Source organism: Paraprevotella sp., from assembly GCF_986071375.1.
Window position 1 is genome coordinate 44909 of record NZ_CFQRNQ010000015.1, and the last position, 12655, is coordinate 57563.

The 12655-nt window shown below is 52.0% G+C and carries 11 protein-coding genes; 10 read left to right on the top strand and 1 reads right to left on the bottom strand.

Annotated elements, in window-relative coordinates:
* Positions 1-3: 3 nt before the first annotated feature.
* The gene (locus AC5RDV_RS09315) at positions 4-903 is read left to right on the top strand and encodes a hypothetical protein (protein WP_008627845.1); all 900 of its coding nucleotides are present in this window, start codon (positions 4-6) and stop codon (positions 901-903) included.
* Here the strand turns inward: AC5RDV_RS09315 and dusB are convergent.
* The gene (gene dusB, locus AC5RDV_RS09320) at positions 898-1938 is read right to left on the bottom strand and encodes a tRNA dihydrouridine synthase DusB (RefSeq protein WP_130893744.1); all 1041 of its coding nucleotides are present in this window, start codon (positions 1936-1938) and stop codon (positions 898-900) included. The genes AC5RDV_RS09315 and dusB overlap by 6 nt on opposite strands.
* Positions 1939-2160: 222 nt before the next feature.
* On the opposite strand from dusB, the gene AC5RDV_RS09325 reads away from it, so the two are divergent.
* The 9 genes from AC5RDV_RS09325 to AC5RDV_RS09365 all read left to right on the top strand — a co-directional run bounded on the left by AC5RDV_RS09325 (position 2161) and on the right by AC5RDV_RS09365 (position 12565).
* Entirely contained in the window at positions 2161-3411 is a 1251-nt protein-coding gene (locus AC5RDV_RS09325; protein ID WP_282746896.1) for a peptidase U32 family protein, read from the top strand.
* A gap of 116 nt (positions 3412-3527) precedes the next feature.
* Positions 3528-4424: a serine O-acetyltransferase gene (locus AC5RDV_RS09330; protein WP_008627850.1), complete on the top strand. Its 897-nt coding sequence runs from the start codon at positions 3528-3530 to the stop codon at positions 4422-4424.
* Positions 4425-4529: 105 nt separating this feature from the next.
* Complete coding sequence (locus AC5RDV_RS09335) at positions 4530-6035, top strand: THUMP domain-containing class I SAM-dependent RNA methyltransferase (protein ID WP_040602891.1); 1506 nt, start codon at positions 4530-4532, stop codon at positions 6033-6035.
* Positions 6019-8259, top strand: coding sequence for a S9 family peptidase (locus AC5RDV_RS09340; protein WP_282746898.1), 2241 nt, complete (start codon positions 6019-6021; stop codon positions 8257-8259). The genes AC5RDV_RS09335 and AC5RDV_RS09340 overlap by 17 nt, the downstream gene beginning before the upstream one ends.
* A 12-nt stretch (positions 8260-8271) precedes the next feature.
* Complete coding sequence (gene purD / locus AC5RDV_RS09345; RefSeq protein WP_282746899.1) at positions 8272-9540, top strand: phosphoribosylamine--glycine ligase; 1269 nt, start codon at positions 8272-8274, stop codon at positions 9538-9540.
* Between the two features lie 4 nt (positions 9541-9544).
* On the top strand, positions 9545-10492 hold the full coding sequence (locus tag AC5RDV_RS09350) for a hypothetical protein (RefSeq protein WP_008627859.1): 948 nt from the start codon (positions 9545-9547) through the stop codon (positions 10490-10492).
* Positions 10468-10920 carry a YqaA family protein gene (locus tag AC5RDV_RS09355; protein ID WP_008627860.1) on the top strand — a complete coding sequence of 151 codons (453 nt, stop codon included), beginning with the start codon at positions 10468-10470 and terminating at the stop codon, positions 10918-10920. Before AC5RDV_RS09350 ends, AC5RDV_RS09355 begins: the two co-directional genes overlap by 25 nt.
* 5 nt (positions 10921-10925) lie before the next feature.
* Positions 10926-11807: a metal ABC transporter solute-binding protein, Zn/Mn family gene (locus AC5RDV_RS09360; protein WP_282746901.1), complete on the top strand. Its 882-nt coding sequence runs from the start codon at positions 10926-10928 to the stop codon at positions 11805-11807.
* Entirely contained in the window at positions 11804-12565 is a 762-nt protein-coding gene (locus AC5RDV_RS09365) for a metal ABC transporter ATP-binding protein (RefSeq protein ID WP_282746903.1), read from the top strand. The genes AC5RDV_RS09360 and AC5RDV_RS09365 overlap by 4 nt, the downstream gene beginning before the upstream one ends.
* The last annotated feature ends 90 nt before the right edge of the window (positions 12566-12655 follow it).

Genomic DNA, 12655 nt, shown 5'->3' on the forward strand with positions numbered 1-12655 from the left:
AAAATGAAAAAGAGGAATTTTCAAACAGTTTTCATGTTGCTGCTCATCCTATTATGTGGAACAAACATAGCATGTGGCAATCAAAAGACATCGCAGGACACTCCTGAAGAGAAAACAGACGAATATGGACAACTACTCATCCAAATAATGGAATACAGTGGAAGTATGGATAAGTTTAATGATTACCAATTGGCTTTCATTCCAATGGCTCAAGAGAAAATACAAGAATCGGACAAATCAGAGTTCAAAAAAATGAGCGAGGAAGAAAAAGAGCAAGCAGCCCGGGAAATGACGCAGAAGTACTTTAAAGGCGCATTCAAAAAAGACCTCGCTGATTTACTCTCACCCTATTTCCGAAAAGAAGTGTCATTGGAACAGTTGAAAGATTATGCCGCAAGGCTGAAAGACGAAAAGGTACGCATAGCCATGCAACATGTATTGACAGCTTCATCTTCATCCGTTATAGAAGAAAGTATAAGCCAAGGGATGGAAGTCATCTTAACCGGAGAAAAACCGGAAACCGTATCCCCCAAAGCATGTACTGATACTTACAGGAAATGGTTTGAAGAATATTATACGATTTCGGACGCACAAGCCACCATAGACAATGTCCTCTCCCAACTGAACAACATGATTCCGCAGAACGGGGACAGTCCGGAAATACCGAATGCCGACCTCATAGAAAAGATGATCGACTACGTCAAAGAGAATATGAAGACCTGCATGTTGAACGCTTATACAGACCACGTAAGCGAGGACGACCTGCGTACACTGTGCGAAATGCAGAAACAGCCCTCTGCCCAAGCAGCCTTAAAAGCCAGTCAAAATATGGCCCACAACATCATGTCGGTAGGGATGGAAATCATAGCCAAATACAATACATGGTTAGATTCACAGCTATAGACCGGCATCACATGGACTAACCCGCCTCACCGCCTCGCGGGCACGCTCCAGAATGGCGAAAAGCTCGTCCACCGTTTCGGCACGCAACATGGCGATACGCGTCTCACGGAAATTGGGGATTCCCTTGAACACGGGCGAAGCGGCCAGATGGCGGCGGCTGTGCAGGATGCCCCGGTATTCGTCGATGCGGCGTACGCTAGTGAGCACCTGCTCCTTGAGCACGTCTATTTTCCAATCCGCACTCATCACCGGATAGCCGCTCTTCACGGCTTCGTGCGCGGCCGACGCGCTTCCCGGGTTCAAGACATCCGTGATTTCCTTGAAAATCCACGGGCGGCCGAAAGTGGCACGCCCCACCATGACGGCATCCACCCCGTAACGGTCGAAACACTCACGGGCGCGTTCAGGCGAGGTTATGTCGCCGTTCCCGATGATGGGAATCGTCATGCGCGGGTTGTTTTTCACCTCCCCGATGAGCGTCCAGTCCGCCTCGCCGGTGTACATCTGCGCCCGGGTACGGCCGTGTATGGTCAAAGCCCGGATGCCGCAATCTTGAAGGCGTTCGGCCAAATCCACAATCACCTTACTGCTTTCGTCCCATCCCAGACGGGTTTTCACCGTGACGGGAATGTCCACGGCATCCACCACGGCCTGCGTGATTTCCAACATCTTGGGAATGTTCTGCAACATGCCGGCCCCGGCTCCCTTACCCGCCACGCGCTTCACGGGGCAACCGAAATTCAAGTCGAGCACGTCGGGACGGGCACGTTCCACCACGATACGGGCCGCATCGGCCACCGGGCCCGGTTCCTTGCCGTAAATCTGGATGGCCACGGGACGCTCGTCGTCGCACACCGCCAGTTTCTCCAAACTACGGTTCACCATGCGCACCAAGGCATCTGCCGCCACAAACTCGGAATATACCATCGCCGCGCCAAAACGCTTGCATAAGAGACGGAAACCGATGTCCGTCACATCTTCCATCGGGGCCAGAAACACGGGATAAGGCCCGAACTCCACATTTCCTATTTTCATGGGTGCAAAGGTAGTGAAAGGCGAGAGCAGAGGCAAATGAAAACGGAGTTTTCTTATTTGGCTTTGCCGAACCGAATCCGACCTTCGCGGGAAGCAAAGGTCGGCAACCTTTTTAAGGAAACGGCAAAGAAAGCCCAAAGAGAGCGTAAAAAAGCAAAAAACACTACCGCGTCTCCGGTATATCGGGAAAAGGGCGTATCTTTGCAAACAAAACCCCACACCATGACGAGAAAAGATTTTGAAATCATGGCACCGGTAGGCTCGCGCGAATCATTGGCCGCAGCCATCAAAGCCGGAGCCGACTCCATATACTTCGGCATCGAAAACCTGAACATGCGGGCGCATTCGGCCAGTACGTTCACCATCGACGACCTGAAGGAAATGGCACAAACTTGTGCCGCACACGGCATCAAGAGCTATCTGACGGTAAACACCATCATCTATGGCGAGGACCTTCCGCTGATGCGTACCATCATAGATGCGGCCAAGGAAGCCGGCATCTCCGCTGTCATTGCTTCGGACGTAGCCGCCATGATGTACTGCCGGCAGATAGGGCAGGAGGTACACCTGTCCACCCAGTTGAACATCAGCAACATCGAAGCCTTAAAATTCTATGCCCAATTTGCCGATGTCGTGGTGTTGGCCCGCGAACTGAATATGACGCAGGTGGCCGACATACACCGGCAAATAGAGGAACAACGCATTTGCGGTCCGGGCGGAGAGCTGATACGCATCGAGATGTTCTGTCACGGCGCACTCTGCATGGCCATCAGCGGGAAATGTTACCTCAGTCTGGACAACACGGGCCGGTCAGCCAACCGCGGAGCCTGCATGCAAATCTGCCGCCGGGGCTACATCGTGAAAGACCGCGAAACGGGTACGGAACTGGAAATCGACAACAAATACATCATGAGCCCGAAGGACTTGAAGACCGTACGTTTCATCGACCGGATGATGGAAGCAGGCGTACGCGTGTTCAAAATAGAGGGACGTGCCCGGGGGCCGGAATACGTGGCCACCGTCGTGGGCTGCTACCAGGAAGCCATACAAAGCGTGTTGGACGGGACGTTCACCGAAGAGAAAAAAGACGGATGGGACGAGCGGTTGGCCCGCGTGTTCAACCGTGGTTTCTGGGACGGGTATTACCAAGGGCAGACTTTAGGTGAATGGACGACGAACTACGGCTCGGCCGCCACGGAAAAAAAAGTCTACGTGGGCAAAGCCATCAAATACTTCTCCAAACTTGGCGTGGGAGAGTTCCAAATCGAAGCGGCGGACATGAGCGTGGGCGACCGCCTGCTCGTCACCGGCCCCACGACAGGAGCGTTGTTTATGGATTTGGAAGAAGTGCGTTACGACCTGAAACCGGTGGAAACCGTAGGGAAAGGCATGCGCGTGTCGTTCAAAGTGCCGGAGAAAATAAGGCCGAACGACAAGCTATACAAACTGGTGAAAAGCGTGAAAGAAGCATGACGCGCCGCAATATAGGGGCAAAGCATACGCCCATGACAAATAATCAGGCTTTTTTTTGGGAAGGAAGCCTGATTTTTTTATCTTTGCACGGAGAATATCACACATTTTAAAATTTAATGAGTCTGTTGAATTTCACTCACCTTTTGGCGCAAACCGTCACGGAATTATCCGAAGACTCGTCCCTGAAAGGTTTGTTTCATGAACATCAAGACGGAGACCCCCTCCCTTCGGGAAAAGTCCTGCACGAAATTATCGAATTGTGCCGTGCCATCCTTTTCCCGGGATTTTACGGGAAATCCACGGTCAACCATCATACCATCACTTATCATATCGGAGTCAACATCGAGCGGATGTACAACCTGCTGACCGAACAGATACATGCCGGACTGTGCTTCGATGCCAAGGAAACAGGCGACTGTGCATGCGACACCAAACGCGAAAAGGCCATCGACCTGGCCGGACAGTTCATCAGCCGCCTGCCGGCCTTGCGCGAAGTGTTGGCTACCGATGTGGAAGCGGCCTACAACGGCGACCCGGCAGCCGAATCTTACGGCGAAATTATCAGTTGCTACCCTATCATCAAGGCGTTGAGCAATTACCGCATCGCCCATGAACTGCTTTTGTTGGGCGTGCCCTTGATTCCGCGTATCATCACGGAAATGGCACATTCCGAGACAGGTATCGACATCCATCCCGCCGCCCGAATCGGCCACCATTTCACAATCGACCACGGCACGGGCGTCGTGATAGGGGCGACTTGCATCATCGGCAACCACGTGAAGCTCTATCAGGGAGTCACGCTCGGAGCCAAAAGCTTCCCGCTCGATGACGACGGACACCCCATCAAAGGTATTCCGCGCCACCCGATTTTAGAAGATGACGTGATTGTCTACTCCAACGCCACCATTCTGGGGCGCATCACGGTGGGCCGGGGCGCGACAGTAGGCGGTAATATCTGGGTGACGGAGGACGTGCCCGCCGGCGCCCGACTCGTACAAAAGAAATATAAATAAACCAATAGCAAACAAGCATCCATCGAAAATCGCGAGTAAGCGAGCGCAGACCGAGCTTGCTCGAGTCTGCCGAGCATGAGCGATTTATCCAACAAAACTTACACAATGGAAACTGAATTTGAACTCATCGCCAAAACCTTCCAGGGATTAGAGAATGTTTTGGCCAAAGAGCTGACCGGCTTAGGAGCAAACAACATCCAGACCGGACGCCGGATGGTGTCTTTCACCGGTGACAAGGAACTCATGTACCGCGCCAACTTCGCCCTGCGCACGGCCATCCGCATCCTTAAACCTATCAAACATTTCAAGGCGGAATCCGCCGACCAGGTTTATGATGCCGTCAAGGCCATCGACTGGAACCAGTATCTGAACAATGAAACCAGTTTTGCCGTAGACTCCGTGGTCTTCTCACAAGAGTTCCGCCACAGCAAGTTCGTAGCCTATAAGGTAAAGGATGCTATCGTGGACTACTTCCGTGAAAAAACCGGTTCGCGCCCCAACATCAGCGTGACAAACCCGGACTTGCGCCTGAACATACACATCGCAGAAAACGACTGCACGCTGTCATTGGACAGTTCCGGTGAATCATTGCACCGGCGCGGCTACAGGCAGGAAGCCGTGGAAGCCCCGTTGAACGAGGTATTGGCCGCCGGCATGATCCTGATGACGGGTTGGGACGGCGAATGCGACCTGATAGACCCGATGTGCGGTTCGGGAACAATAACCATCGAAGCGGCACTCATCGCCCGCGGCATCGCACCGGGCGTGTTCCGCAAAGAGTATGCTTTCGAGAAATGGCCGGACTTCGACAAAGAGATGTTCGACCGGATTTACAACGACGAGTCGCAAGAACGTGAATTCACACATAAGATTTACGGTTACGACATCAACCGCAACGCCGTAGACATCGCCACACGGAATGTCAAAGCTGCCGGACTGAGCAAAGAGATCGAAATAGCCCAACAAGATTTCCACAAGTTTACGCAACCGGCCGAGAAAAGTATCATCATCACCAACCCGCCGTATGGCGAACGCATCTCCACACCCGACTTACTGGGATTGTACCGGACCATAGGCGAACGGCTGAAACACCAGTTCCTGGACAACGATGCCTGGGTCCTGAGCTACCGCGAAGAATGCTTTGACGAAATAGGGCTGAAACCGTCCATCAAAATACCTTTGTACAACGGTTCGTTGGAATGCGAGTTCCGCAAATACCAAATATTCAGTGGAAAATACAAGGAATTACGCGCCGAAGGCAAGGAAATCAAGACCGATGAAGAGCGTCGGCAAATGGCAGAAAAACGACGTTTCAAAATGCACCGCGAGTTTAAAAGGGCCATTGATGACGACGAAGAAGACTTCACCCCCAGAAGAAGGGATTATGACGACCGCGACAGTCGGTCACGCGGAAACCGTCCTTTCGACCGCCGTCCGCGAGAAGAACGCGAGGACAGAGGAGCGTCATACGAAAAACGTCCGTTTAAACGCGAAGGAAAAACTTTCGAACGCAAAGAACGCTCGTTCGACCGCAAGAACAAGTCGTTCGACCGCGACCGGAAACCATTCGGGAAAAACCGTAAATTCGACCGCTATGATGAAGAAGATTAATCTTTTCATAGTGATTTCATTACTGTCAATCCTCGCCATGGCACAAGGAAAAAAGAGTTTCACGTTGGATGATTTGCTTCCGGGAGGAAGTACATACCATCAATTACAGCCCCAAAACCTGTACACGGCTTGGTGGGGCGACCGGTTGGTGGATACGGACTTGGACGGCTGCCATGAGATAAACCCCAAGGACGGAAGCAAGAAGGTGCTGTTCACCTTATCGCAACTGAACCAATGGCTAGGAGCCGGGCAAGACTCATCGGTCGTGCATAGCTGCTACAATGTGGAGTTCCCCGATGGCGGACAACCATGGGTAGCCACCGTCGTTTCCGGAAAAGGAAAAAACGGGGGTAAACCGACCTCCATATACACTGTAGTAGACTTCAAATCGGGAAAGAAGGTATGGGAACAGGAATATCCGGCGGATGCCACGGCATTGGACCGCTCCCCGTCTTCCAATAGCCTGGCTTTCGTACGGCAACACAACCTATATGTCACGACGAAAGAGGGACAAACGATGGCCGTGTCTTCCGACGGCAGCAACGACTTGGTGTATGGTGAAGCCGTACATCGTAACGAGTTCGGCATCACCAAAGGAACATTCTGGAGCCCGGACGGGAAACAGCTCGCTTTCTATCGGATGGACCAAAGCATGGTGCCCGACTATCCGCAAGTGGATATCACGACACGCATAGCCACCACTTATCCCTGCAAATATCCGATGGCAGGAGAAAAGATGCACAAAGTGACGGTGGGCATCTTTACGCCGGCCACAGGCCAGACAGTATGGCTGCAAGCCGGAGACCCCACCGACCGTTATTTCACGAACATTTCTTGGAGTCCGGACAACCGGAAAATATACATGATCGAACTGAACCGCGACCAAAACCACGCGGAATTGGTTTGTTACGATGCAGCTACGGGTAAAAAGGAAGGCGTGATATACGAAGAGGAGCATCCCAAATACGTGGAACCGATGCACGGCCTACAGTTCCTGCCGTGGGACAGTTCCAAGTTTATTTATCAAAGTCAACGGGACGGTTACAACCATCTCTATTTGTTCGACCTGTCCAAGCCACAGGCTTCACAACGACATAAGACATTCCAAGGCGGCTCATGCGAAGAACATGTCAAGGTCACCCCGTTGACCTCCGGCGAATGGGTGGTGAAAGAAGTCTTGGGTTTTGACCAGAAAGAAAAGAGCCTGCTTTTTTGCAGCAACGAAATCCATCCGTTGCAGTCCAATATATATAAGGTACGCGTAAAGGATGGCAAACGTACCCTTCTGGACAACGGTGAGGGTGTACACTACGGTAGCGTGAATGCAAACGGCACTTACGTAGAAGACCGTTACTCTTCCCCTACCGTGGCGCGCGGCATCAGCCTGACAGACACCCGGAACGGGAAAGAGCGTAACTTGCTGACTGCCGAAAACCCATGGAAAGACTATAACGTGCCGGAAATTACATGCGGGAGCATCAAGGCCGCCGACGACACCACCGACCTCTACTATCGGATGGTGAAACCCGTGGATTTCGACCCGGATAAGAAATATCCTACCGTAATCTACGTGTACGGCGGGCCGCACGCCCACAACGTGGAGGCGAGCCGGAATTATATGGCACGCGGTTGGGAAATCTACATGGCACAGAAAGGCTACCTGCTCTTCATCCTCGACAACCGAGGCTCGGAACATCGGGGGTTGGCCTTCGAGAACGCTACCTTCCGGCATCTGGGCGTAGAAGAAATGAAAGACCAGATGGAAGGCGTAAAGTTCCTGAAATCACTGCCTTACGTCGACGCCGACCGGATGGGTGTGCACGGTTGGTCGTTCGGTGGTTTCATGACCACCAACCTCATGCTCACTTATCCCGACGTATTCAAAGTAGGTGTGGCCGGAGGACCTGTCATCGATTGGCAATACTACGAAGTGATGTACGGCGAGCGTTATATGGACCGTCCGCAGGACAATCCCGAAGGCTACAAAGGCAGTAACCTGAAACTCAAGGCCGGTAACCTAAAAGGCAAACTCCAAGTCATCATCGGTTACAACGACCCGGTATGCGTCCCGCAACACTCCCTGTCGTTCCTGCGTGCCTGTATCGACGCAGGCACCCAACCGGATTTCTTCACTTATCCGGGCGACGAACATAACATGATGGGAAAGGACCGCATACACCTGCACGAACGCATCACGCAATATTTTGAAGACTATTTGAAATAAAAACAATCGGATATGAAGATATTACTGTTAGGCAGCGGAGGGCGCGAACACGCTCTGGCCTGGAAAATCGCCCAAAGCAAGAAAGTGGACCAACTGTACGTCGCACCCGGAAATGCGGGTACGGGCAGTGTGGGGGAAAACGTACCGCTCAAAGCCGATGATTTTGAAGGCATCAGGCAATTTGTCCTCAGCAAAGGCGTGGACATGGTAGTAGTCGGTCCGGAAGACCCCTTGGTCAAAGGTGTATATGATTTCTTCAAGAACGACGGCCAACTGAAAGACATCCCGGTCATCGGGCCGTCCAAACAAGGTGCCGTACTGGAGGGCAGCAAAGATTTTGCCAAGGCATTCATGCAACGCCACGGCATACCGACAGCCGCCTACCGCACGTTCACGGGGGAGACGTTGGAAGAAGGCCTGAAATTCTTGGAAACCCTGAAAGCCCCTTACGTACTGAAAGCCGACGGACTTTGTGCAGGGAAAGGCGTACTCATCCTGCCCACACTGGAAGAAGCCCGCAAAGAACTGAAAGAAATGTTGGGCGGCATGTTCGGCACAGCCTCTTCATCGGTTGTCATAGAGGAATTCCTTAGCGGAATCGAATGTTCCGTATTCGTACTGACTGACGGGCGGAACTACAAAATCCTGCCGGAAGCCAAGGATTACAAACGAATCGGAGAACATGACACCGGCCTGAACACCGGAGGCATGGGAAGCGTATCTCCCGTCCCGTTCGCTACCCCGGAATGGATGCAGAAAGTCGAAGACCGCATCATCCGCCCCACGGTAGAGGGATTGGCCGAAGAAGGAATCGACTACAAAGGATTTATCTTCTTCGGACTGATTAACGTGGAAGGCGAACCGATGGTCATCGAATACAACGTACGCATGGGCGACCCGGAAACAGAAAGTGTCATGCTCCGTGTGAAGAGCGACTTGGTGGACCTTCTGGAAGGCGTGGCACAAGGCGACCTCGACCGACGGACACTGGAAATCGACGAACGCAGTGCCGTGTGTGTCATGTTGGTATCCGGCGGGTATCCCGAAGCCTACGAAAAAGGATTCCCCATCACGGGTATCGAAGACGTACAGGACAGCATCGTCTTCCATGCCGGTACGGCCCTGAAAGGCGGACAGGTGGTTACAGCCGGTGGGCGGGTCATCGCCGTCAGCTCTTACGGACAGGATAAGGAAGAAGCCTTGAAGCAATCTTTCAGCCAGGCACAGAAAATCCGGTTCGAGAAGAAGTATTTCCGCTCCGACATCGGTCAAGACCTATAACGAAATGAGGAGTAACAGGTTCCAGAACAAGGTGGCTACGAGCAATTTCACACTGCCCGTAGCCGCTTTTCTCACCACACTGCTGTGGTGTGCGGAAGGAATCTATACGCTCGACCGCCTGTTGGGATGGGGCGTTTGCGGCCTGACAGCCTACTTCTGGGTGGAAACCAACAACGCCCATTCACTCATCCGTATCCGCAGCCGGCTGACACCGTCCATTTACCTGTGGATGACGGGGTGTATATTCTGCCTGCATCCCCTGCAAGACGGCTTAATCGTTTCTTGCCTCGTGTTGGCATCCTATTACCTGCTGTTCAAATCCTATCAGCAAACGGAAGCCGTAAGCCCGATTTTCCATTCATTTCTCTGTCTCGGCATAGGCAGCTTGTTTTTCCCGCAACTGCTTTTCTTCGCCCCGTTCTATCTTTGGTACACCGCCGTCTACCTCCGTTCGCTGACGTGGCGTACGTTTTGGGCGGCCATGACGGGTTTGATTCTCCCTTACTGGTTCATGGCCGGATACTTCCTTTATACGGAAGACTTCGGCCGGTTCACCGGACATTTCCGGGAACTTATCCTTTTCCAACCGATATATTATGAGAACTATCGGAATTTCGACTTTTTACAAATCAGCACCATAGGACTGGTCATAGCTTTCACCATCATTGCCGCCCTGCATGGCATACGCACTAGCTTTAACGACAAGATACGCACGAGAATGTTTCTATATCTCATCCTCACACAAGAACTTCTTATCGTACTGCTCATGGCCTTGCAACCGGTACATTTCCAAGTTCTTTTGGGGCTATTAGTCATGAACTCCGCTCCCATCCTGTCCCACTACTTTGCCTTGACAAGCAAAAGGTTTACCGATGCGGTATTCATCTTGTTCCTATTCATGTTTGCAGCTTTATCTTTCCTGAATATATGGACGCAATGGTTGACTTTCTGATACAATACGGCTATTGGGGCATGTTTCTGGCGGCATTTCTGGCAGCCAGCGTATTCCCGTTCAGTTCCGAAGCTGTCATGGTCGGCCTGCAACTGGCCGGACTTGATCCGCTCTTACTGCTTGTATGGGGCACCATAGGAAACGTAGGCGGCAGCATGTTCAATTACAGCATCGGACGTCTCGGCCGTATGGAATGGGTAGAAAAATACCTTCGTGTGAAACGGGAAAGCGTGGAGAAAGCACAGCATTGGATGGAACGGAAAGGCGCATGGGTGGGCGGCATCTTGTGTGTGGTTCCCGTCATCGGCGATGCCATTTCCGTGGCATTGGGTTTCATGCGTGCCAACTGGCTGATATGCCTGATTTCCATTACGATTGGAAAACTGGTACGTTACGCTATTTTAGTTTATACCGTCACTTTATTTTAATGCAAATGAGATTACTTCCCTTCCTGTTTTACCTCGTGGCATGTCTTTGCTTTTTCACCGGATGCAAACCGTCCGGCCGTACAGACAACAAAGGCACACAGCGACCGGTTATTACCGTATCTATCGAACCGTTGCGTTACATTACAGAACGCATTGCAGGCGACGGATTCCACGTGGAAACATTTGTACCGAAAGGCAGCAGCCCCGAGACTTACGAGCCGACTCCCGAACAGATGATGAAACTCAGGCAAAGTCTGGTCTATTTCACAATCGGCGATTTAGGCTTTGAACGTACTTGGACAGACCGGTTCCGGCAAACGTCACCCGAAGTCCCGTTCGTCCGGACTTCGGAAGGCATCAAGCTCATAGAGGGGCATCATCACGGCACGCCCGACAAACCGGAAAACGAAACCGACCCGCACGTATGGACTTCGCCGGCTCGCATGAAGGCCATTGCACAAAACATCTGTGCCGCGCTCTGCAAACTTGATACCGCACACGCCCGGCAATTCCGCCGGAACCTGCAACAGACACTGGTCGACCTGCAAGCCACGGAAGACAGCATACACACGCTCGTAGACAGCCTGCACCCCAAAGCATTCCTTATATACCACCCCACGCTCACCTATTTTGCACAGGACTACGGACTCACGCAAATCGCCATAGAAACCGACGGTAAGGAACCGTCCCCGGCACAACTCGTCCGGCTCATCCGGCTTTGCAAAGAAAAACAAGTCCGCACCATTTTCGTCCAACAGGAATTCGACCGGAGAAACGCGGAACTCATAGCCAAAGAAACCGGCACGCACCTCGTAGACATCAACCCGCTCTCTTACGAGTGGAAAGAAGAAATGCTGAAAATAGCCCGTACACTGCACGCACAATGAAAATAACCCCACTTATACAATTAAACCGGATTCAGGTAGGATATGACGGCAAACAAGTCTTACGGGACATCGACCTGACGGTATACACCCATGACTTTTTGGGTGTCATCGGCCCGAACGGCGGTGGAAAGACCACTTTAATCAAAACGATTCTCGGATTGAAAAAACCGATGTCCGGAACAGTCACCTTCTTCCGTGAAGGCCGCCCCGTCCCCTCCATCCGCATGGGTTATCTGCCCCAATACAACAAAATAGACAAGAACTTCCCCATCTCGGTCTACGAGGTCGTGCTGTCGGGACTGCGGAAAAGCTTCTGGAAGCGTTATTCCAAGGCACAGCACCAAGCCACGCGGGACATGCTCTGCCGCATGGGGTTGGACACATTGGCCGACCGCCCAATAGGCCGTCTCAGCGGCGGCCAGTTGCAACGCGCCCTGCTCGGCCGGGCCATCATATCACAACCGGATGTGGTCATATTGGATGAACCCAATACTTATATTGACAAGCGGTTCGAAACACAACTCTACCAACAACTGGAAGAAATCAACCGCGAAAGTGCCATTATACTTGTCAGTCACGACTTAGGCTCCGTATTGCAAAATGTGAAGAGTATCGCCTGCGTAAACGAAACCCTCGACTACCATCCAGATACGGAATTGCCGGAAGGTTGGCTCGAAGACAAATTCAACTGCCCCATAGATTTGGTAGGACACGGCAACTATCCCCACCGTGTACTAAAATGTCACAAACATAGTTAAAACGGCCGACAAACCTTTTAAAATTCAGGAAAGAGCCGTACAAAAAGGAAAAAGTTACTAATTTTGCAACTTGACCGATAAAAACAAAAT